The organism is Sphingobium trunci (assembly GCF_022664535.1).
GTDB lineage: Bacteria > Pseudomonadota > Alphaproteobacteria > Sphingomonadales > Sphingomonadaceae > Sphingobium.
The window spans coordinates 114,467-135,745 of the sequence record NZ_JAKUJY010000005.1 but is presented as its reverse complement, the minus strand read 5'-3'; the positions used below and the strand labels follow the sequence as shown (position 1 = coordinate 135,745).

Here is a 21,279-nt window from a genome sequence, read left to right as displayed (position 1 = left end):
TCCCACATCAAGATCATTTTTTGCATCTGCGCACAATGGGACAAATTGCCCACTGTCCGACTCCGTGCGAACGCGTTAGGCGCGCGCCCATGTCACACCCCTCCTCCCCCCTCAGGACCCGGATTTTCCGCTGGTCCGCTCCGATCCTTGCGGCGCCGCTGGCGGGCTGCAACTGGGTCGTGATGAACCCGTCGGGCGATATTGCGGTGCAGCAGCGCGATCTGATCCTGATCTCGACCGCGCTGATGCTGCTGATCGTCATACCCGTCATGGCGATGGTCGTCTGGTTCGCGTGGCGCTACCGCGCGGCGAACAAGGCGGCCGAACAGGACTATGATCCCGACTGGGATCATTCGACCAAGCTGGAACTGCTGATCTGGTCGGCGCCGCTGCTGATCATCATCTGCCTGGGCGCGCTGACCTGGGTGAGCACGCACAAGCTGGACCCCTATCGTCCGCTCGACCGGATCGACGCGAGGACCGCGGTCGACCCCAGGGTGAAGCCGCTGGCCGTCCAAGTGGTCGCGCTCGACTGGAAATGGCTGTTCATCTATCCCGACCTGGGCATCGCGACGGTGAATGAACTGGCCGTGCCGACCAATGTGCCGGTGCGTTTCGACATCACCGCCTCGACCGTCATGAACAGCTTCTACATTCCCGAACTGGCGGGGCAGATCTATGCCATGCCGGGCATGAAGACGCAGCTCCATGCGGTCGCCAACAAGCCCGTGGGGGGCGTCGGCTTCTCCGCCAACTATTCGGGCGCGGGCTTCACCCATATGCGCTTTGGCTACAAGGCGATGGACAAGGCCGGTTTCGACGCCTGGGTGGCGAAGGTGAAGGCGGATGGCGCCGATCTCGACCGTGCCCATTATCTGACCCTGGCCAAGCCGTCCGAAAAGGCGCCGGTCGCCTATTATTCCGCCGTCGAGCCCAGGCTGTTCGACGCGGTCGTGAACCTTTGCCCCAGGCCGGGCCAGCGCTGCATGGGCGAGCTGATGCACGTCAACATGATGGGCGGCGCGGGCAAGGAATCGGCGCGCGAGACCCAAGGCCTGAAATATGACTTCCCCGACAGCCATGTGATCGACCAGGCCGAGCGCAACGAGGGCGTGCAAACCGCGCCCGACGCACCCGGCGCAACGGAAACTCCGCCCGATCACTCCTCCCATAGCGGCGCTGACGCGCACGCGCAGCATCGGTAAGGCCCATGACTGGCACAATGACAACAACGCAGATGATCTTCGGTCGTCTGACATGGGATGCGTTCCCATGGCATGAGCCCATCGTCGTCGCGACCTTCGTCGCGGTGGTGCTGGGCGGCGCGGCGGTGGTCGCGGCACTCACCTATTTCAGGCTCTGGGGCTATCTCTGGAAGGAGTGGTTCACCAGCGTCGATCACAAGAAGATCGGCATCATGTACATGGTGCTGGGCCTCATCATGTTCCTGCGCGGCTTTGCCGACGCGGTGATGATGCGACTGCAGCAGGCGCTCGCCTTCAACGGGTCGGAGGGCTATCTCAACGCCCACCATTATGACCAGGTGTTCACCGCCCACGGCGTCATCATGATCTTCTTCGTGGCGATGCCGTTCATCACCGGCCTGATGAACTATATCGTCCCGTTGCAGATCGGCGCGCGCGACGTGTCGTTCCCGTTCCTCAACAATTTCTCCTTCTGGATGACCACGGGCGGCGCGGTGCTGGTGATGTGTTCGCTGTTCCTGGGCGAGTTCGCCCAGACCGGCTGGCTCGCCTATCCGCCGCTTTCGGGGATCGCCTACAGCCCGGCCACAGGTGTCGACTATTATATCTGGGCGCTGCAGGTGGCCGGTGTCGGCACGACATTATCGGGCATCAACCTGATCGCGACCATCGTGAAGATGCGCGCGCCGGGCATGTCCCTGATGAAGATGCCGGTGTTCACCTGGACCTCGCTCTGCGCGAACATCCTGATCGTCGCGTCCTTCCCGATCCTGACCGCGACGCTGGTCCTGCTGTCGCTCGACCGCTATGCGGGCACCGCCTTCTTCACCAATGATTTCGGCGGCAATCCGATGATGTACGTCAACCTCATCTGGATCTGGGGCCACCCGGAAGTCTATATCCTCATCCTGCCGCTGTTCGGCGTCTTCTCCGAAGTCACCTCGACCTTCTCGGGCAAGCGGCTGTTCGGCTATACCTCCATGGTCTATGCCACCTGCTGCATCATGGTGCTGTCTTATCTGGTGTGGCTGCACCATTTCTTCACCATGGGGTCGGGCGCCAGCGTCAACAGCTTCTTCGGCATCACGACGATGATCATCTCGATCCCGACGGGCGCCAAGCTGTTCAACTGGCTGTTCACCATGTATCGCGGCAAGATCCGTTTCGAGCTGCCGATGATGTGGACCGTCGCCTTCATGCTGACCTTCACGGTCGGCGGCATGACCGGCGTGCTGCTGGCGGTCCCGCCCGCGGACTTCGTGCTGCACAACTCGCTGTTCCTGATCGCGCACTTCCATAACGTGATCATCGGCGGCGTGCTGTTCGGCCTGTTCGCGGCGATCAACTATTGGTGGCCCAAAGCCTTCGGCTTCAAGCTGAACGTCTTCTGGGGCAAGGTGAGCTTCTGGTGCTGGCAGGTCGGCTTCTGGCTGGCCTTCGCCCCGCTCTACATCCTCGGCCTGATGGGCGTCACCCGCCGCATGCGCGTGTTCGACGATCCGTCGATCCACATCTGGTTCATCATCGCCGCCATCGGCGCCGCCATCATCGCGGCGGGCATCGGCGCCATGCTGGTCCAGTTCGCGGTCTCCATCTGGAAGCGCGAGGAGCTGAAGGACGTGTCGGGCGATCCGTGGAACGGCCGCACGCTGGAATGGGCGACCAGCTCGCCCCCGCCGGAATATAATTTCGCCTTCACGCCGGTCGTCTATGACACCGATACGTGGGCGGACATGAAGCGGAACAACTATCAGCGTCCGCTCTCCGGCTACCAGCCGATCCACATGCCGAGCAGCACCGGCGCGGGCGTGATCCTGGCGGGTCTGGCGACGCTCTGCGGCTTCGCGCTGATCTGGTACATCTGGTGGCTTGCCGGCCTCAGCTTCGTCGGGATCGTCGCGGTCGCGATCGGCCACACCTTCAACTACAAGCGCGACTTCCACATCCCGCAGGATGTCGTCACGCGCACCGAGGAAGAGCGCACGCGCACCCTCGCGGCGTTGGGAGCCTGACCCCTATGAGCAGCACCACTGCAACCATGGAACCCCGGGCCTATCATCTGCCCGAGGAACCACACCTCCACGAAGGCCACAGCACCAATCTGGGCTTCTGGATGTATCTGATGAGCGACTGTCTCATCTTCGCCATCCTGTTCGCCACCTATGCGGTGCTCGGCGGCAGCTATGCCGGCGGGCCGGGGCCCAAGGACCTGTTCGACCTGCCGCTGGTCGCGCTCAACACCGCGATGCTGCTCTTCTCCTCGATCACCTATGGCTTCGCCATGCTGGCGATGGAGAAGAACCGGACCAGCGCCACCCAGGGCTGGCTGTTCGTCACCCTGCTGTTCGGCGGCGCGTTCCTGTTCATCGAACTCTACGAATTCCACCACCTCATCCTCGAGGGCGCGGGTCCGTGGCGTTCGGCCTTCCTGTCCTCCTTCTTCACGCTGGTCGGCACCCACGGGCTGCACGTCACCTTCGGTTCGATCTGGCTGGTCACGCTGATGGTGCAGGTCGCGAAAAAAGGGCTGATCCCCGCCAACAAGCGCCGCCTGATGTGCCTGTCGATGTTCTGGCACTTCCTGGACGTCATCTGGATCGGCGTCTTCACCTTTGTCTATCTGATGGGAGTCCTGCGGTGAGCGACGCTGTCCATAGCCACAACGCCCACGGACACGGGCATCATGACGATCATGCGCATGGCCATCATGACGATCATGCGCATGGCCATCATGAAGAAGGATCGCACGGCAGCTTCGGCAGCTACATGATCGGGTTCGGCCTGTCGGTGATCCTGACGGCCATCCCCTTCTGGCTGGTGATGAGCGGCGTGCTGCACGATCCGCAACTGACCGGCGTGGTCATCATGGGCTTCGCCGCCGTGCAGGTGGTGGTCCACATGATCTATTTCCTGCACATGAACACCCGCGTCGAAGGCGGCTGGTCGTTCATGGCGATGATGCTGACCATCGTATTGGTCGTCATCGTCCTGTCGGGATCGCTGTGGGTCATGTACCACCTCAACAACAACATGATGCCCCATGCGGACATGTCCGCCATGAAGCAGATGAGCGAGATGCCGTGACAACGGCGCAAGACGGGGGGCGTCATCGGCGCTCCCCGGCCTTTCTGATCGGCCTGACGCTGATCGCGATCCTGTTCTTCTCCGGATTCTGCGCGCTGGGCGCCTGGCAGGTCCAGCGCCTCGGTTGGAAGCGCGACCTGATCGCCCGCGTCGATGCGCGGATCCATGCCCTGCCCGTCCCCGCCCCCTTCACCGCCGGCCGCGCCGACGAATATCGCCGCGTGCATGTTTCCGGCCGTTTCCTGCATGACAAGGCGGTGCTGGTGCAGGCGGTGACGGTGCGCGGCGCCGGTTTCTGGGTGCTGACGCCCCTGGTCGCGGACCGGGGCTTTACCGTGATGGTCAATCGCGGCTTCGTGCCGCCGGAAAAGCGCGACGGCTATGCGCGGCCGCAGGGCGAACAGCGCGTCGCCGGGCTGCTGCGCCTGAGCGAACCGGGCGGCGGTTTCCTGCGTGCCAACGATCCGGCGGCGAACCGCTGGTTCTCGCGCGATGTGGCGGCGATCGGCGCCGCGCGCGGGATCAGGGGGCCGATCGCCGGTTATTTCATCGACGCCGATGCCTCCGCGCCGGACGGCCTGCCGGTGGGCGGCCTTACGGTCGTGACCTTCCCCAACAACCATCTGCAATATGCGGTCACATGGTTCATGCTGGCGGCGATGGTCGCGGGCGCCTACATATTCGTGATGCGCCATGAGTGGAAAAGCCGCCGGTCATGAGCCGGACCCTGTCGATCAGCACCCTCTGGCAGCCCAGCCAGTGGCCCGCCGACGCCGCCGGGCGCAAGAATCTGGCGCTGCTGGTGCAATTGCGCTGGATCGCCATTGCCGGGCAGGTGCTCACCATCCTGGCGGTGCATTACGGCATGGGCATTCACCTGCCCATCGCGCCGATGCTGCTGGTCGCGGGCATCGCCATCATCATGAACGGCCTCAGCTTCGGCACGCTGCGCAACCGCACCGACGTGTCCCATGCCGAACTGTTCCTGTCGCTGCTGTTCGACGTGCTGCTGCTGACGGCGCAGCTCTATCTGAGCGGGGGGGCGACCAACCCCTTCATCTCGCTCTATCTGGTGCAGGTGGCGCTGGGCGCGGTGCTGCTCGACCGGTGGAGCATCTGGGGCATCGTCTTCGTGTCGGCGCTGTGCGCGGGACTGCTGGCGCTGCATTACCGGCCGCTGGACCTGCGCGGGGCGCTGGAGGGCCATCTGTTCGACCTGCACATCATCGGCACCTGGATCTGCTTCAGCATGATCGCGGTGCTGCTGGTGCTGTTCGTGATGCCGGTGACGCGCAACCTCCAGCTTCGCGAGGCCTATCTGGCACGGTTGCGGCAGCAGGCGGCGGAGGAGGAGCATATCGTGCGCATGGGGCTGCTGGCGTCGGGCGCCGCGCATGAGCTGGGCACCCCGCTTTCCCAGCTGGCCGTGGTGCTGGGCGACTGGAAGCATATGCCGGAGATTACCGGCCATCCTGCGCTGGTCGAGGAAGTGGGCGAGATGCAGGCGGCGGTGCAGCGCTGCAAGGAGATCGTCACCGGCATCCTGCTGTCCTCCGGCGAGGCACGGGGCGAGGCGCCGGAAATCACCAATGTGCGCGACTTCATCGAGGGCATTGCGAAGGAATGGCGCAGGGCCAATCCGGGCATGCCGCTGCGCTGCGATTTCGGGCCGCACGACTATCCCCGCATCGTCGCCGACCCGGTGATCCGGCAGGCGGTGGGCAATCTGCTCGACAATGGGCGGGAGGCGGGCGCGACCTATATCGACCTGCTGGTCGGGCGCGACAGCACGTCGCTCAACATCGCGGTGCGCGACAATGGCAGCGGCTTCACCGGCGACATGCTGGAGGATTTCGGCAAGCCATACCGGTCGAGCAAGGGCAAGGAAGGCCATGGGCTGGGCCTGTTCCTGGTGGTCAATGTCGTGCGCAAGCTGGGCGGCAGCGTGAGCGCGAGCAACGGCGCGGATGGCGGCGCGTTGATCCTGCTGCGCCTGCCGCTGGGCACGGTGGCGCTGGAAGAGGAGAAGGTCGAGTGACTGTCGCAGAGCGCGTGCTGGTGATCGTCGAGGATGACGAGGCGTTCGCGAAAACGCTCAAGCGATCGTTCGAGCGGCGCGGCTATACGGTGCTGACGGCCGACAGCCATGCGGCGCTGGAGACGGTGCTGGCGGGCAGCAGGCCGGGCTTTGCGGTGGTGGACCTGAAGCTGGGGGCGGAATCGGGGCTGGTGTGCGTGCAGACGCTGCATGCGCATGATCCGGCGATGGTGATCGTGGTGCTGACCGGCTTCGCCAGCATCGCGACGGCGGTGGAGGCGATCAAGCTGGGCGCCTCCAACTATCTCGCCAAGCCGTCCAACAGCGATGATATCGAGGCGGCCTTCGCCCGGTCGGCGGGCGACCCCTCCATGCCGCTGGCGCCGCGCCCGACATCGATCAAGACGCTGGAGTGGGAGCATATCCATGAGGTGCTGAAGGACAGCGACTTCAACATTTCCGAAGCGGCGCGGCGGCTGGGAATGCACCGGCGGACGCTGGCGCGGAAGCTGGCGAAGCGGCAGGTGGGGTGAATGCTTCTCCCCTCCCGCAGGCGGGAGGGGAATGTGCGGGATCGGCTGCGACCGGCCCTATCCCTGCATCTGATATTGTTTGAGCAGGTCGTAGAGCGTCGGGCGGCTGATGCCGAGCATCTTCGCCGCGCCGGAGATATTGCCGTCGGTGCGCGCGATCGCCCGCCTGATGGCGCGGCGATCGGCCATTTCCCGCGCGGCCTTCAGGTTCACGACATCGCCGCCCTCCGCACGGTCGCCGTCCAGGTCGAGATCGGCGGCGGTGACATGCTTGCCGTCGGCCATGATGACGGCGCGCTTCACCCGGTTTTCCAGTTCGCGCACATTGCCGGGCCAGCCCCATGCGTCGAGCGCCGCCAGCGCATCGGGCGCGAGGCCCTTGACCTGCGGGTTCATGTCCTTGGCGAAGCGGTTGAGGAAATGCCGCGCCAGCAGCGCGGGGTCGCCGGGCCGGTCCCTGAGCGCCGGGATGCGCACGACGATTTCGGCAAGGCGATAATAAAGGTCTTCGCGGAAGGTGCCCGCCGCGATCATCGCCTCCAGATCCTGATGGGTGGCGCAGACGATCCGCGTGTCGACCGCTATGGGCTGGCGCCCGCCGATCCGTTCGATCACCCGTTCCTGGAGGAAGCGCAGCAGCTTCACCTGCAGCGCGAGCGGGATGTCGCCCACTTCGTCGAGGAACAGCGTGCCGCCCTGCGCCAGTTCGATCTTGCCGGGGGTGGTCTTGATCGCGCCGGTGAAGGCGCCCTTTTCATGTCCGAACAGTTCCGCTTCCAGCAGCGTTTCCGGGATCGCCGCGCAGTTGATCGCGACGAAGGCCCCCTCCCGGCGCGGGCTGGCGTCATGCAGGCCCTGCGCCAGCAATTCCTTGCCGGTGCCGCTGGCGCCCAGCAGCAGCACGGAGACGTCCGCCGCGGCGACACGCTCTATAGTGCGGGCGACCTTCATCATCTCGGGCGCGGCGGTGATCAGGCGGCCCAGCACCCGGCCGGCTTCCGGCGGGGTTTCGGCGAGCCGCACATTTTCCTTCTCCAGCGCATGGACATGGAAGGCGCGGCGGACGATCAGGCCCAGTTCGTCGATGTCGACCGGCTTCTGGTAGAAATCATAGGCGCCGCCCGAAATGGCGTGGAGTGCGCTTTCCCGCGCGCCATGGCCGGAGGCGACGATGACCTTCGTATCCGGCTTGATCCGCAATATTTCCGCCAGCGTGGCGAAACCCTCGCTGGTGCCGTCCGGATCGGGCGGGAGGCCCAGGTCCAGCGTCACCACGTCGGGCGCCTGCTCGCGCAGCATCTCGATCGCTTCCTCGCGATCGCCCGCGATGAAGAGCTGATATTCCTCATAGGCCCAGCGCAATTGCCGCTGGAGTCCCGCATCATCCTCGACGATCAGCAGTTTCGGTCGCGTGTCGCTCATCAGGCGGCCTTCCCTTCGCTCAAATTCCCTTGCGCCAGCGGCAGGCGGAGCGTGAAGCGGCTCCCCACCCCCGGCTTGCTTTCCACCTCGATCCGTCCGTCCATCGCCTGCGCCAGCGCCCGCGCCTCGAACGCGCCGATGCCGAAGCCGCCGGTCTTGCTGGACGAAAAGGGCTTGAACAGGTCGCGGCGGATGAATTCGGCGGTCATGCCTCGCCCCTGGTCGATCACCTCCAGCAGTGCGCAGCCCTCATCGGCGGACAGCCTGATGTCCACCGGGCTGTCCGGCGCGCTGGCGTCGATGGCGTTCTGCAGCAGGTGGATCATGATCTGCTCGACCCGCGCCGGATCGGCCAGCGCGGGCGGCGCGTCGCCGGTGAGGCGAATGGCATGCTGGCGCGCGCGGGTGCGCACGACCTGTTCCGCCACGTCGCGCAGGGCCATGGGGCGCGGCTCTTCCGCCCGGCCCTTGTTGTGCTGGGAAAGACGGGCGAGCATGTCGTTCATCTTGCCGACCGACTCCTTGAGCGTCAGCACCATGTCGGCGCGGAAATCGGGATTGTCGGCATGGCGTTCCGCATTGCGGGCGAGCAGGGAAAGCTGGCTGACCAGATTCTTCACGTCATGGATGATGAAGGCGAAGCGGCGGTTGAATTCCTCGAAACGCTGGGCATCGTCCAGCGCCTGCTGTCCCTGCGCTTCGCTCAGATAGCTGGCGGCCTGCCGTCCGGCGGCGCGCAGCATGTCGAAATCCTCCCAGTCGAGCCGCCGGTCGATCGGCGGGCGGGCGAGCAGGATGGTGCCGATCAGGCGGCCGAAGTGGATCAGCGGCACCAGCGACCAGGCGCGCCGGTCGACGCTCATCCAGCCGGGCGCGGTGATTTCTCCGGCGCCGCTGGGCGGCCGGTCGATATCGATGATCCAGCCGCTCTGTTCGATGAGCGCCGCCAGCGGCGCGGGAATGACGGCGCCCACGGGCAGTTCCCCGCTCCAGTTCCAATGGGTTTCGAACGCAAGCGCCCCATCCTCCGTGCGCAGCAGCAGGATCGCGGCGGGCGAATCGGTGATGTCGGCCACGGCCTTGGCCACCCGCTCGCCCAGCGGCAGGGCATTGTCGCCCCGATTGCCCCAGGCCTGTCCGATCGTGTCGCCAAAGCGCATCCATTCGGTCCGGTAATCATAGCGATGCTGGAAGAAATGCTTGGCGACCTGCACCTTCCAGAAGGCCCGCAGCCGGGGCGAAGGCAGCAGCACCAGCGCGCTTACCGCCATGAAGAAGACGCAGCCGATCTCGATCAGCCGGGCATAAGGCCCAGCCACCAGTTCCAGCAGCACGGACCCGGCCGCCAGCACCACCACATAGAGCGCGGCCGCCGCCAGCGAGAGCGACTGGAATGTCAGGGCACGCGACAATTGCAGCCGCCCCGCCATGTCGTTGCGCATTCCCGCACCGATCACCGGCGCCAGCAGCGCGATCATCGGCCCGCGCAGGGCATAGAGTATGTGAGCGCGATCGAGGGCGAAATAGCCGATCGCATAGAGGTTGAGATCATAGGTCCACATCGCCGCCAGCGCGCCCAGCAGCAGCGCCACCTTGCCCCGTTCCCGCGCCGGCCAGCCGATATAGAGATGATGGACCAGCATCAGCCCGCCGATCGCGGTCATCATGTGCAGGATCAGCGAGACATGGACCAGCGAGCGGTGCATCTCGCTCATGACCGGCAACTGCCGCCAGATGAGGTCGGTGAAGGTCTGGAGCAGGATCAGCCCCGCAACCGCGGCATAGACCGAGCCGATCGCGACCATCGATCCCGCTCGGGCGCCCGGCCCCCGCCGCAGCATGACGAACAGCAGCAGCAGCCAGGCGGCGTTGCGGATATTCTCGCCAATGCCGGTCAGCGACTGTCCGACGCCGCCGAAGGACACGTAGAGCGACCAGCAGGAGGTCAGCAGCAGAGCGGCGGCGAGCAGGCGCTGTTCCGGCGCCTCATCCCGGCGGCGCAGGATGAAGATGCCAAGCGCCGCGAACAGGATCGCCGCCAGCGCATGGCCCCAATCGCCGACAAATTGCAGCGCTGCGTTCATCGCCCGCCGCTCAACGCGCGCCTTCGGGCCAGAGAATGACCCGAAGCGTCTGGAGGAGGATCAGCAGATCCAGGAAGGGCGTGTAATTCTTCGCATAATAGAGGTCATATTCCAGCTTGTGCCGGGCATCCTCGATCGACGCGCCATAGGGATAGTTGATCTGCGCCCAGCCGGTGATGCCGGGCTTCACCATATGGCGTTCGGCATAATAGCGCAGATGCTGTTCCAGATCCTCGACGAACTGGCGGCGTTCGGGGCGCGGGCCGACGAAGCTCATCTCCCCCTTCAGCACCGTCCAGGTCTGGGGCAGTTCGTCGACGCGCAGCTTGCGCAGCCAATAGCCCAGGCGCGTGATGCGCGGATCGTCCTTTTCCGCCCAGACCGCCTGCCCCGCGACTTCGGCATCCTGCCGCATGGTGCGCAGCTTCACGATCCAGAATTCCTCGCCGAACAGGCCGACGCGCTGCTGGCGGTAGAAAGCCGGGCCCTTGCTGTCGAGCTTCACCAGCAGCGCGGCGAGCAGGATGACCGGGCCGGTCAGCAGCAGCAGGATCGAGCTGGCGATGATGTCGAACAGCCGCTTGGCGATGGTGGAAAGGCGGCGGCCGGCGGAAAAGCCGTCGGAAAAGATGAGCCAGCTCGGATTGACGCTGTCGAGGTCGACCCGGCCCGTCTCACGCTCCAGGAAGGTCGAGATTTCGTTCACATGGACGCCTGTCGTCTTGATGCGCAGCAGGTCCGACAGGGGCAGTGCGTTGCGCCGCTCCTCCAGCGCCAGCACCACCTCGCTCGCGCCCAGCCGCACCACGAAATCGGCGAGATTGTAGATGGCGCTGCGATTGATGGCTTCTGGAATGACCTGCGCGCCGTCGTTCATGGCGATATAGCCGACCACGAGAAAGCCGGACCCCTTGCGCGCCTCTATCTCACGGATGCGGTTGGCCCGGTTGCCCGCGCCCAGCACCACCAGCCGCCGCTTGAAGACTTCGCCGCCCAGCATAGAACCCAGCAGCAGGCGGATCGTGAGCAGCAGGGCGATGGCAAGCCCCATGGCGTACAGCGAGTTGGAGCGCCAGAGCGTCAGGTCCGGCAAGGCGAAATGCATGACCGACAGGAACAGGACGCCCAGCGAAATCGCCACCAGCAGGCGCGCCAGCGCATAGCGGATCGACTGCAGCGCTTCGGTACCGTAAACGCCCACGGCAATCATGGCGGTCTGGATCGCGATGCCGAAACTGAGCAGCGGGCCAAGCCGGTTCATGACCTGGTCGACATCCATGCCGATCTGATGCGCGCGCAGAATCCAGCCGCCCTCCGCCGCGCCCAGCAGCAGCAGGAAATCCAGCAGGCCGAGCAGCAGCACCGCATGCGGTACATAATGTTTGAACAATCTGACCATTCGTCGCGCTCATCCCGCCATGCCCCGCGGGCAAGGATCGGATCAGCTTACAGTCGCTGTAAGAAAATCCGACATCGGCCGGCACAATGCACGACAATCGCAAAGAATTTCTGAACAGGGGACAAGCCCTGCAAACGGCCCTTCAATGCTTGTTATAAAGGGCATTCGCTGCATTTTTCGCAGCATCGCCCACCACATGGGCAGCGCTGTCGGAGGAATTGGCCGCGGAATTGGCGGCCTCGATCAGCCGGTCCGCCTGGTCGCCATTGCCTTCCTTGGTCAGATAGAAAAAACCGATCGCAAGGATAAGGGCGATCGCCACGAGTGCGAAAATGATCAAGCTCCCGCGTGGCCGGGCCATGGTGGGGTCCGGTTCCGGCATTTCCCGAACGGGAACGGGGGATTTGTTCCTGTCCTCCGCCATTCTCCTTCTCCCGATCCTGACAAGAGGAATGGAGCCGGATATTAACATAGATTATTCCAGGTCGGACCCGTTATCTTCCCTTGCCTCGCGGCCACGGCTCAAACGATCGACATCATCCATGATTTCATCGAGAACCGCCGCATCGCTGCTTTCCTGGCTGCGGCGCGAGGGCAGTTCGCCATTTTCCAGTATCTGCTCCAGCGCGGCGCGGCCGCGCGCCACCCGGCTCTTGATCGTGCCGACCGCGACACCGCAAATCTCCGCCGCCTCTTCATAGGCGAATCCGCCCGCGCCGACGAGGATCAGCGCCTCGCGCTGCGGTTGGGGAAGCTGGAGCAGGGCGCGCTGCATGTCCGACAGTTCGACATGCTTGTCCTGCCCAGCGGGCGCCGCCAGCAGCCGGTCGGCCGCCAGATCGTCCCAATCGCCCCGGAAACGGGAGCGCCGCATCTGCGACAGATAATGGTTGCGCAGGATGATGAACGTCCAGGCCCGCATGTTGGTGCCCGCCTGGAAGCGGCTGCGCGCGGCCCAGGCCTTGAGCAGCGTTTCCTGCACCAGATCGTCGGCGACGTCGCGGTTGCCCGACAGGGACCGGCCGAAGGCGCGCAGATGGGGAATGACCGCCGCCAGTTCCCGCTTGAAATCCGCGTCGGACAGGGTCTCGCGTTCCACATCCTGGCTCACGCCATCGCTCATGGCAACAACCCCCTCATCGGCTGTCGTCCTCGCTGCATGAACCGAAGTCGTCAAAGCCATAAGTGCGTCCGCATCCTAACCATATTCTCGTGAAGGCGCCAATCGCCAGGGCCGTTTTCAACTGCTCCACAATATCACGATCATGACGATGATGGCGAGGGTCAGCGAAATCCCCAGGACGTAGCGCACGACGTGCGGCGTAGAGCCTGCCCTGGCCTCCTCGGCCGCGACATGCTGCTCCTGCTCCGCCATGACCCTTCTCCCGATCGTTACGCATGAATAACGCGAGTCGCGATGGGGGGTTCCCCATTTTTCGCCGTAATTTTCGAAAGCTAACCTGGATCAGGCGATAAACCTCATGCAGGCGCGGTGGCTTCGTCGAAGAACAGGGCCTGGGAAATGGCCGCCTTCACGGTGGAGCGCTGGAACGGCTTGGTGATGAGGAAGGTCGGTTCCGGACGCTCGCCGGTCAGCAGGCGTTCGGGGAAGGCGGTGATGAAGATCACCGGTACCGAGAATTCGGCCAGAATATCCTTCACGGCATCGATGCCGCTCGAATCGTCGGCCAGCTGGATATCGGCGAGCACCAGGCCCGGACGTTCCGCCATCGCCTCCCGCACCGCGTCCTCGCGGGTGACCGCGATGGCGGTGACCTCATGCCCCAGGTCGCGGACGATGGTCTCGATATCCATCGCGATGATCGGCTCATCCTCGATGATCAGCACCTTGGCGCGGGTCTGGGCCTCGATCTCGGCCAGGGCTTCCTTGACCAGTGCTTCGACATCGTCGCTGTCGAGACCGATGAGATAGCCGACATCGTCGACCGTGAAACCCTCCAGCGCGGTCAGCAGCAGGGCCTGGCGCGGCAATGGCGTCAGCCGGGCAAGCCGGGCCTGGGCAATGGCCTCCTGACCGTCGGCGCCCGACAGCACCGGCACATCCTCCAGATGCGAGGACGACCAGATCGCGTGAAAGGTCTTGTAGAGGCCCAGTCGCGGATCGACCGTCGCGGGAAATTCCTGAGGAGCGGCAACGATGGCCTCCAGGGTCGCGCGGACATAGGCGTCGCCATGCGCCTGGCTGCCCGTCAGCGCGCGGGCATAACGACGCAGGAAAGGAAGGTGGGGGTGCAGTTGCTGACCAAGCGACATCTGTAAAAATTCTCCCAGCCCGTTGGGGCACCTTGTTCCGAAACATTCGCCGGCCGGCAAGGATGGATGGACGATGCCGATGTGGCAAGCCCCCCTCCCCTTTTCGCCCTGCGTCCTTCCTGGAGGATGAACGGACGGCCCTGTCCCCGCCGCATGGGCAAAAAATGCTTCATGCGAGGGAACCATCAAGCGGAGAATTTGTTTCACTGCCGTTCGGTTTTTTCGAGAATCTTTGGATTTTTATGTTCTTCTTCCCATGACGTCGAATTGACGTCATCCGGTAAAGCCGCAAGAAGGACAGGCTGGCGTAGATGGTGATGGCTGCAGAGGGGCGTGTTTTGGTTTCTTCAACGACGGAACGGGATGTGACGGGAGGGGACAGGAAAGATGTCGGCGCCAGCACTCCGGGTTCGGGCGTGAAGGCGAGTTCCGCCCGCAAGAAGCGCGCGTCCGCCAAGGACGAGGGCCAGGTCGCCAATGCGCTGCGTTCCGTCTACCAGCGCGCCGTGGATGAGGATATCCCCCCCGAAATGCTCGACCTGCTCAGCAAGCTGGACTGACGCGCCTGCCGCGGGGGCAGACATGGCAAAGGGGTGGGATGTAAGGACATGACTCTTCGTCCCGGAAAGCGCACCGGTCCGGTCAGCCAGGTGCAATCCTTCACGCACTATATCGAAATTCATTTGCAGCGTCGGGTAAATGGTCGCTAGGCCGGAATCGCGGTCCACCGAACAGAACCCTGCCTTGGCGGCTTTCCCCTTCATGCAAAAATTGAACGCCGTTTCCCAATCCACCGGTGTCAAGATGTTCCTGATCCTGACGCTGGCGCTGCTGCCGCTGGGCCTGATCGCGCTCGTTGCTTCCCTGCAGGCCATCCGCACGACCGATCTGGAGAAGGAAGCGCTGCTGAGGGTCGCGGTCACCCAAAGCGCCCGCAAGCTGTCGGCCGATCTGGCGTCGGACAGGACCGCCCTGATGCTGGCCGCCAACAGCCTGGCCACTGATCCGCCGGACGGCGGCATGTGCCAGCGACTCTCGGCCTTTCTCAGCCCGCATGAACGCGGCGGCGGGCTTTATTATATCTACGACCGTCGCGGGCGGCGCCTGTGCGGATCATCCGCGCCCGAACCGCAGGGCTTGCCGCGGGCGCAGCGATTTGCGGGGGACGGCGTCCAGCTCCTGCCCCGCTCGCAATATCTGGTCGCGCGCGCCCGCAGCGGAAATGGCGCCGTCGTTGCCCTGGCCTATTATTCGCGGGCCTATCTGGCGGAGACGGCCAGCCCCGCAGGCGCGCTGCAGAACCGGCAGATCACCCTGCATCAGGGCGGAAACAGCCTGCTCATCACCCCCGCCGCCCGGATTTCGAGCGGCCGCAGCACCGCGCTTTCCGCCCGGCTGGAGCCGCCCGACATCATCCTGACCATGACGATGCGCGATCCGCCCGTGACGCTGGCGCGGTTGCTGTCGCTGTTCCTGCCGCTGGTCATGTGGTTCGCGGCGGCGGCGATCGGCTGGTTCGTCGTCAACCGGCTGCTGATCAGGCCGCTGGTGCTGCTGCGCCGTACCGTGGCCGCCTATCAGCCGGGCGAAGTGCTGGAGCCCATGCGCCGCATCCGGACGCCTGCCCAGGAAATCGTCGCGCTGGGCGAGACATTCCGCGAGATCAGCGAGGACGTCGCCACCCATGAGGCGGAGATGGCGGAGGGTCTGGAAACCCAGCGGAAGCTGACTCGCGAGGTCCATCACCGGGTCAAGAACAACCTCCAGATCATCGCCAGCCTCATCAATCTGCATGCGCGATCGGCGCATGATGCCGAAGCGGTCGAGGCCTATGCGACCATCCAGCGGCGGGTCGACGCGCTTTCGGTCGTGCACCGCAACCATTATGCGGAGCTGGAGGAAAATCACGGGGTCGGCGTGCGATCGCTGATCAGCGAATTGTCGGCCAGCCTGCGCGGCACGGCGCCCGCCGAAGCGCGGCGCTTCGGCATCCAGATCGAGAGCGACAATCTGCATATCAGCCAGGATGTCGCCGTGCCGATCGCCTTTCTGCTGACCGAACTGGTCGAGCTGGCGATGCTTTCCGACCCCCGGACGGCGATGCGCATCTCGGTCCAGCTTGAAGCGGGACGGCGGGACCGGGCGATCCTGCACATCGTCTCGCCCGCGCTGCGCGGATCGCCGGACATGACCGAAAGGCTGGAGGAACGCTATGGGCGGGTCCTGACCGGCCTGTCCCGCCAGTTGCGGGCGCCGTTGGACCATGATCCGGAAACGGGCGATTACATCATCGCGATCACGGTTCTGCCCTGAACGTCAGGCCCGCCGGTAGTCGCGACGGAAATCGGCGGCGAAGGTGGCGAAGCCCCCCTTCGCTATGCTGTCGCGAATGCCCTGCATCAGCGACTGGTAGAAATGGATGTTGTGCTGCGTCATCAGCATCGCGCCCAGCATCTCGCCCGCCTTCACCAGATGGTGCAGATAGGCGCGGCTCCAGGTCGCGCAGACGGGGCACCCGCAGCGCGGATCGAGCGGCCCCAGATCCTCGGCAAAGCGGGCGTTGCGGATATTGAGCGGCCCCGCCCAGGTGAAGGCCTGTCCGTTGCGGCCGCTGCGCGTGGGGAGCACGCAGTCGAACATGTCGATGCCGCGCTCGACCGCGCCGACGATGTCGTCGGGCTTGCCCACCCCCATCAGGTAGCGCGGCTTGTCCTTGGGCAGCATCTCCGGCGCGAAATCGAGCGTCGCGAACATCGCCTCCTGCCCCTCGCCCACGGCAAGGCCGCCGACCGCATAGCCGTCAAAGCCGATGTCGATCAGCCTGTCCGCCGAAACCCGGCGCAGCCCTTCGTCCAGCGATCCCTGCTGGATGCCGAACAGGGCCGCGCGTTCGGCATGGTCCCCGCCCGCATCGAAGCCGTCGCGCGAACGCTGCGCCCAGCGCATCGATCGCTCCATCGACTTCGCCGCCTCGTCATGGGTGCAGCCATTTTTGGTGCATTCGTCGAAGGCCATGACGATGTCGCTGTCGAGCAGCCGCTGGATCTCCATCGAGCGCTCGGGCGTCAGCATATGCTTCGACCCGTCGATATGGCTGGAGAAGGCGACGCCCTCCTCGCTCATCTTCGTGAGCGCGCTGAGGCTCATCACCTGATAGCCGCCGCTGTCGGTCAGGATCGGCCGGTCCCAGCCCATGAAGCCGTGCAGGCCCCCCAGCCGCGCCATGCGCTCGGCACCGGGACGCAGCATCAGATGATAGGTATTGCCCAGGATGATGTCGGCACCGGCCGCGCGCACCTCGGCCGGGCGCATCGCCTTCACCGTGGCGGCGGTTCCCACCGGCATGAAGGCGGGCGTGCGGATTTCGCCGCGGCGCATCTGGATGGTGCCGGTGCGGGCCTTGCCGTCGGTGGCGGCGATCGAAAAGGAAAAGCGGGGATGAGTCACGCCGCGCGCTCTAGAGCGATTTCAGGCCGGATGGAACAGTGGAAGGCCGGTAGCCGAGGGTAGTGCAGCAAAATCGCGGAAGCGCAGGCCGTACGAAGAGCGCGGCAGAGGAACCGGGAGTTGGTGCAGAGGGATTATCCCTCCTTGTCCAGCCCGTCGAACGCCACGATGGCATCGATATCGAATCCTTCGATCCGGCGATAATGACCGATGAAACAAAGGCAATTAGCAGACAGGCTCAATCGCCAAGATTCACCTTGTGTGTCGTGCAGCAGCAAGGTCACGATCTGCGTTTCGGTTCGGGGCGTGCTCATGCGCCCATGGTAATTAATAAAGGTTAACAAAGGCCTGAGGCGATTTTAGTTAACCGCCAAGGGATCATTCTGTGACATCAATACAACGTTAACCATCTAAATGCGCCATTTACGGAGACTTTCTCGCAACAGTGGGGAATAAAAATGGTTAACCCTGATGCTCTCCTCCACAGATAGTTGCATATTCCCCGCAAGATTGTTCTCGTCGCTGCAATCGACAATTTGGGGACACAGATGATTGATTCCGGGCGATTTAATTCGGCAAGCGAACATGCGAACGATATGCCGTCGGCTGATTTCGCGCCCGCTGAGCACGCGGCCATCATTTCCGCTACGGAAAGTGCCGCCTCCAGTCCTGACATCGGCCAGTCCACCCTCTTCGACCTTGGCCAGATCGACGTCCGTTGGGACGGGCCGGCATCCACCCTGTGGGCGTTCATGACGCCTACGAATCGACCGAATTTCAGCATGCAACTGCTGCGCGACGTTCGCGCGTGGTATTCGGAATCGAAACGGCTGTTCGATGCGGGCGCGCTGCCGATCAAATATCTCGTTGCCGGTTCGCGCTTTCCCGGCGTTTTCAATCTTGGTGGCGATCTGGAGCTGTTTGCCGCCTGCATTGAGAAGCGTGATCTTCCTGCGCTGGTGCAATATGGCCATGCCTGTGTGGATGTCGTGCATAGAACCTGGCGCAATGGCGACATGCCGGTCGTTTCCATCGCGCTGGCGCAGGGCGATGCACTGGGCGGCGGGTTTGAAGCGCTGCTTTGCTTCGATGTCGTCATCGCCGAACGCAGCGCCCGCTTCGGCCTGCCGGAAATATTGTTCGGGCTGTTTCCTGGAATGGGCGCCTACTCCATTCTGGCGCGCAAGCTGGGCAGGCTGATGGCCGAAAGGATGATCCTGTCCGGCAAGATCTACACGGCCGAGGAAATGTATGACATGGGCATCGTTCACACTTTGGTGGAAGATGGCGAGGGAGAGGCTGCTGTCCGCGATTATGTTGCCGCCAATCAGGCGCACCATGCCGGACACGTCGGAGTATTCGAGGCCGGGCGCAGAGTCGACCCGCTCGATTATGTCGAGCTGAAGGACATTGTCGAAACCTGGGCGGGTTCGGCCCTCCAGATCAGCCTCAAGGATCTGCGGATGATGCGCCGTCTGGCATCGGCACAGACGCGCCTCAAGCGCTAGAGCATGATCCGACCAAGCTGAATCGGATCATGCTCTAGGGAGCGCTGCGTGAACTCAGACGCAGGTCGTGCGCTCCAAGTTTTTTCACATCACCTTAAGCAGAAACCGGTTCTCAGCGGGCTGAGAGTGCCGATTCTAAGCTGATGGTATGAGCGTGACGGCCCATGGTCACCTGATAGTGGTTTTCAGGCCCGGCGGCGATCACCCACCACTGGAGCGATGTTGGTTGCCCCCGCCGGCCTTTCTCGCATCATCGTCAACAATTCGCCGATCTCGATGGGGCGACAGAGAATGAAGCCCTGCACATTGGTAAAGCCCGTTTCACAAGCATAGCGCAGTTGATCTTCCGTCTCGATGCCTTCCGCCACCGTCTCGACGTCAAGCGAACGAGCCAGATAGGCAACCGACTGGGCTATGGCGCGGTCACGCGCATTTTCACCAACGCCGCGCATGAAGCTCTGATCGACCTTGATCGTGTCAAAAATATGCGTCCGCAGATATCCCAGCGAAGAATAGCCGGTGCCAAAATCGTCCAGCGCCAGGCGAAGGCCGATGCGGCGCAATTCGTTCAGGATCATGTGCGTGCGGCCATCATCTTCCAAAAAGATGGACTCGGTCACCTCCAACTCAAGGCGGCGCGGCTTCAGACCCGAAGCCAGAAGCGCGGCCATCACCCCCCGAGGCAGGCTGTCGCCCCGGATGAGAGTTGGAGAGATATTGACGGCTACCCGGATATTCTCATCCCAGCTCATGGCGTCCCGGCATGCACGGTCAAGCGCCCACAGCGTAAGCGGCTCTATCATTGAGCAGCTTTCGGCGACGGGAATGAATTCTGCGGGCGAAATGCGCCCCAGAACCGGATGCTCCCAGCGCATCAACGCCTCGCAAATGGCTATACGACCGCTGTTTGTGTCGAAGATCGGCTGGTAGTGCAGCTTGATCTCACCATTGACCAAGGCGGTGCGCAACGCCATTTCCAGCTCATAAGTGCGGTTCTGCCGCTCCTTCATCTCCCAGTGGAACAGCGCATGTCGGTTGCGGCCCTCATGCTTGGCACGGTAAAGCGCCATGTCCGCATGTTGCAGCAGTTCATTGCTGTCCCTGCCATCGCTCGGCGCAAGGGCAATGCCCATGGAGGCGGTGACGTTGAGGTGGAAGTTGTCGACCTGAAAATCCGGCACGAATTCTGCCAGGACGTCGAGGGCGATTTCCTCCGCCACAACCCGGTCCGCGCCGGGACAGATCAGGATGAATTCGTCGCCGCCAAAACGGGCGATATAGCCACGACGATCCAGCGCGCGAGACAATCTGTCAGCCACCATGCAAAGCAGCTGGTCGCCCACGATGTGACCTAGAGAATCGTTGATTTCCTTGAAACGATCAAGGTCCATCCACAGGACGGCCAGCAGATCATCGTCTGACGATCGATTGTCGAACCATTCCCGCAATCGCATCTGCATGGCCATACGGTTTTCCACGCCCGTCAGGCTGTCGAACCGCGCTAGCCGTTCAAACTTCGCTGCAAGCTGCGATTTCTCATACTTACCCTGAAAGGCGTCGAGGACGATCCTATGGGTCGTCCGCGTGATATCCGCCATGGCGAAAATCATCAGGAAACACATGATCCCCAGCGTCGTATAAGCCAGCCCGCCGACCAGGAGCAGACCGAAGGACGTTGGCAGAAGCGAGAAGCAGGTTTGCCCGACTGCCACATGGACACGCCCCGCATTGCGTCCCGAAATACCGCCCGCATAGGCCGCGACGATGCCGACGCTGAGCACGTGGAGCGTCAACACATCGGTAATCGTGAGAGTAACAAAGGCCAATATACCCAATAGGGCAGCATAGCCCCAGGCCCCCAGTTCGTAGGCAAAGCCCCATATCGGCTTGGCCGGACGGTCCTGATGGGCCAGTTCACGGTGAAAATAGAGGGAGGCGACAGACCGGCTGATCCCGACCAGACAGATCAGACAGGAAACGATTGTGACTGCCGTCATTTGCGCGACATAGGCAACCACCAGGCTTGCGCCCCCGCCCGCAATCGCCCCGCTCATCAACGACGCTGGGGAAGCGTAGAGCGCTTTGACAAGATTCGCTTGCACTTCAGCACTTTGCTGAGTGTCTGGCGCAAAGCGCGCGCGCAAGGTGGCGATCAAGTTTTGGCTATGGCGTGACACGTCTCCACCACCATTGGCGAAACATGATTTCCATTTGGTAAATCACCCCTTGGTAAAGACGTCCGGAATGAGGGGGTCGTTACGGATTCGGTCACTTTCACGGGGTTG

At 63.5% G+C, this 21,279-nt stretch carries 20 protein-coding genes; 10 read left to right on the top strand and 10 right to left on the bottom strand.

Annotated elements, in window-relative coordinates; all coding sequences use genetic code 11:
• Positions 1 to 89: 89 nt before the first annotated feature.
• From cyoA to MJ601_RS06485, 7 genes are read left to right on the top strand one after another with little or no spacing between them, the layout of a single operon-like run.
• Positions 90 to 1,205: a ubiquinol oxidase subunit II gene (cyoA, locus tag MJ601_RS06515; protein WP_242124556.1), complete on the top strand. Its 1,116-nt coding sequence runs from the start codon at positions 90 to 92 to the stop codon at positions 1,203 to 1,205.
• Between the two features lie 5 nt (positions 1,206 to 1,210).
• A complete protein-coding gene (cyoB, locus tag MJ601_RS06510) occupies positions 1,211 to 3,217 on the top strand; it encodes a cytochrome o ubiquinol oxidase subunit I (protein WP_242124554.1) in 2,007 nt (668 codons plus the stop codon).
• 5 nt (positions 3,218 to 3,222) lie between these two features.
• Complete coding sequence (gene cyoC, locus MJ601_RS06505) at positions 3,223 to 3,846, top strand: cytochrome o ubiquinol oxidase subunit III (protein ID WP_242124552.1); 624 nt, start codon at positions 3,223 to 3,225, stop codon at positions 3,844 to 3,846.
• Positions 3,843 to 4,289 carry a cytochrome o ubiquinol oxidase subunit IV gene (cyoD, locus tag MJ601_RS06500; RefSeq protein WP_242124550.1) on the top strand — a complete coding sequence of 149 codons (447 nt, stop codon included), beginning with the start codon at positions 3,843 to 3,845 and terminating at the stop codon, positions 4,287 to 4,289. The genes cyoC and cyoD overlap by 4 nt, the downstream gene beginning before the upstream one ends.
• A complete protein-coding gene (locus tag MJ601_RS06495) occupies positions 4,286 to 5,008 on the top strand; it encodes an SURF1 family protein (RefSeq protein WP_242124548.1) in 723 nt (240 codons plus the stop codon). The genes cyoD and MJ601_RS06495 overlap by 4 nt, the downstream gene beginning before the upstream one ends.
• Positions 5,005 to 6,327 carry an ATP-binding protein gene (locus tag MJ601_RS06490; protein ID WP_242124546.1) on the top strand — a complete coding sequence of 441 codons (1,323 nt, stop codon included), beginning with the start codon at positions 5,005 to 5,007 and terminating at the stop codon, positions 6,325 to 6,327. The genes MJ601_RS06495 and MJ601_RS06490 overlap by 4 nt, the downstream gene beginning before the upstream one ends.
• Positions 6,324 to 6,860 (top strand): response regulator transcription factor, encoded by a 537-nt coding sequence (locus MJ601_RS06485; protein ID WP_242124544.1) that lies wholly within the window; start codon positions 6,324 to 6,326, stop codon positions 6,858 to 6,860. Before MJ601_RS06490 ends, MJ601_RS06485 begins: the two co-directional genes overlap by 4 nt.
• Positions 6,861 to 6,917: 57 nt before the next feature.
• Here MJ601_RS06485 and prsR read toward each other — a convergent pair whose 3' ends face one another.
• The 7 genes from prsR to MJ601_RS06455 form a co-directional block, all read right to left on the bottom strand.
• Positions 6,918 to 8,282, bottom strand: a complete 1,365-nt coding sequence (gene prsR, locus MJ601_RS06480) for a PEP-CTERM-box response regulator transcription factor (RefSeq protein ID WP_242124542.1) — start codon at positions 8,280 to 8,282, stop codon at positions 6,918 to 6,920.
• Complete coding sequence (gene prsK, locus MJ601_RS06475) at positions 8,282 to 10,366, bottom strand: XrtA/PEP-CTERM system histidine kinase PrsK (RefSeq protein ID WP_242124540.1); 2,085 nt, start codon at positions 10,364 to 10,366, stop codon at positions 8,282 to 8,284. The genes prsR and prsK overlap by 1 nt, the downstream gene beginning before the upstream one ends.
• A gap of 10 nt (positions 10,367 to 10,376) precedes the next feature.
• The gene (locus tag MJ601_RS06470) at positions 10,377 to 11,765 is read right to left on the bottom strand and encodes a TIGR03013 family XrtA/PEP-CTERM system glycosyltransferase (RefSeq protein ID WP_242124538.1); all 1,389 of its coding nucleotides are present in this window, start codon (positions 11,763 to 11,765) and stop codon (positions 10,377 to 10,379) included.
• Between the two features lie 142 nt (positions 11,766 to 11,907).
• Positions 11,908 to 12,087, bottom strand: coding sequence for a hypothetical protein (locus MJ601_RS06465; protein WP_348635561.1), 180 nt, complete (start codon positions 12,085 to 12,087; stop codon positions 11,908 to 11,910).
• 153 nt (positions 12,088 to 12,240) lie between these two features.
• On the bottom strand, positions 12,241 to 12,888 hold the full coding sequence (locus MJ601_RS06460) for a sigma-70 family RNA polymerase sigma factor (RefSeq protein ID WP_242124536.1): 648 nt from the start codon (positions 12,886 to 12,888) through the stop codon (positions 12,241 to 12,243).
• A gap of 117 nt (positions 12,889 to 13,005) precedes the next feature.
• On the bottom strand, positions 13,006 to 13,140 hold the full coding sequence (locus MJ601_RS21925) for a hypothetical protein (RefSeq protein ID WP_281061214.1): 135 nt from the start codon (positions 13,138 to 13,140) through the stop codon (positions 13,006 to 13,008).
• Between the two features lie 104 nt (positions 13,141 to 13,244).
• Positions 13,245 to 14,039 (bottom strand): response regulator, encoded by a 795-nt coding sequence (locus tag MJ601_RS06455; protein WP_242124534.1) that lies wholly within the window; start codon positions 14,037 to 14,039, stop codon positions 13,245 to 13,247.
• 338 nt (positions 14,040 to 14,377) lie between these two features.
• Here MJ601_RS06455 and MJ601_RS06450 point away from each other — a divergent pair, with 338 nt between their 5' ends.
• Positions 14,378 to 14,599, top strand: a complete 222-nt coding sequence (locus MJ601_RS06450; RefSeq protein ID WP_242124532.1) for a NepR family anti-sigma factor — start codon at positions 14,378 to 14,380, stop codon at positions 14,597 to 14,599.
• 202 nt (positions 14,600 to 14,801) lie between these two features.
• Positions 14,802 to 16,352 carry a sensor histidine kinase gene (locus MJ601_RS06445; protein WP_242124530.1) on the top strand — a complete coding sequence of 517 codons (1,551 nt, stop codon included), beginning with the start codon at positions 14,802 to 14,804 and terminating at the stop codon, positions 16,350 to 16,352.
• A 3-nt stretch (positions 16,353 to 16,355) separates the two neighbouring features.
• On the opposite strand, the gene tgt is transcribed toward MJ601_RS06445, so the two are convergent.
• A complete protein-coding gene (gene tgt, locus MJ601_RS06440; RefSeq protein WP_242124528.1) occupies positions 16,356 to 17,486 on the bottom strand; it encodes a tRNA guanosine(34) transglycosylase Tgt in 1,131 nt (376 codons plus the stop codon).
• Between the two features lie 134 nt (positions 17,487 to 17,620).
• The gene (locus MJ601_RS06435; protein ID WP_242124526.1) at positions 17,621 to 17,800 is read right to left on the bottom strand and encodes a hypothetical protein; all 180 of its coding nucleotides are present in this window, start codon (positions 17,798 to 17,800) and stop codon (positions 17,621 to 17,623) included.
• A 282-nt stretch (positions 17,801 to 18,082) separates the two neighbouring features.
• Between MJ601_RS06435 and MJ601_RS06430 the strand changes: the two genes are divergently transcribed.
• Positions 18,083 to 18,994 carry a crotonase/enoyl-CoA hydratase family protein gene (locus tag MJ601_RS06430; RefSeq protein WP_491572890.1) on the top strand — a complete coding sequence of 304 codons (912 nt, stop codon included), beginning with the start codon at positions 18,083 to 18,085 and terminating at the stop codon, positions 18,992 to 18,994.
• Positions 18,995 to 19,179: 185 nt separating this feature from the next.
• Here the strand turns inward: MJ601_RS06430 and MJ601_RS06425 are convergent, their stop codons facing one another.
• Entirely contained in the window at positions 19,180 to 21,171 is a 1,992-nt protein-coding gene (locus tag MJ601_RS06425) for a putative bifunctional diguanylate cyclase/phosphodiesterase (RefSeq protein WP_242124524.1), read from the bottom strand.
• Positions 21,172 to 21,279: the final 108 nt, after the last annotated feature.

Coding starts and splice junctions, on each gene's coding strand:
- cyoA (WP_242124556.1), top strand. CDS start 90: ATGTCACACCCCTCCTCCCCCCTCAGGACCCGGATTTTCCGCTGGTCC.
- cyoB (WP_242124554.1), top strand. CDS start 1,211: ATGACTGGCACAATGACAACAACGCAGATGATCTTCGGTCGTCTGACA.
- cyoC (WP_242124552.1), top strand. CDS start 3,223: ATGAGCAGCACCACTGCAACCATGGAACCCCGGGCCTATCATCTGCCC.
- MJ601_RS06490 (WP_242124546.1), top strand. CDS start 5,005: ATGAGCCGGACCCTGTCGATCAGCACCCTCTGGCAGCCCAGCCAGTGG.
- prsR (WP_242124542.1), bottom strand. CDS start 8,282: ATGAGCGACACGCGACCGAAACTGCTGATCGTCGAGGATGATGCGGGA.
- prsK (WP_242124540.1), bottom strand. CDS start 10,366: ATGAACGCAGCGCTGCAATTTGTCGGCGATTGGGGCCATGCGCTGGCG.
- MJ601_RS06470 (WP_242124538.1), bottom strand. CDS start 11,765: ATGGTCAGATTGTTCAAACATTATGTACCGCATGCGGTGCTGCTGCTC.
- MJ601_RS06460 (WP_242124536.1), bottom strand. CDS start 12,888: ATGAGCGATGGCGTGAGCCAGGATGTGGAACGCGAGACCCTGTCCGAC.
- MJ601_RS21925 (WP_281061214.1), bottom strand. CDS start 13,140: ATGGCGGAGCAGGAGCAGCATGTCGCGGCCGAGGAGGCCAGGGCAGGC.
- MJ601_RS06455 (WP_242124534.1), bottom strand. CDS start 14,039: ATGTCGCTTGGTCAGCAACTGCACCCCCACCTTCCTTTCCTGCGTCGT.
- MJ601_RS06445 (WP_242124530.1), top strand. CDS start 14,802: ATGCAAAAATTGAACGCCGTTTCCCAATCCACCGGTGTCAAGATGTTC.
- MJ601_RS06435 (WP_242124526.1), bottom strand. CDS start 17,800: ATGAGCACGCCCCGAACCGAAACGCAGATCGTGACCTTGCTGCTGCAC.
- MJ601_RS06430 (WP_491572890.1), top strand. CDS start 18,083: ATGCCGTCGGCTGATTTCGCGCCCGCTGAGCACGCGGCCATCATTTCC.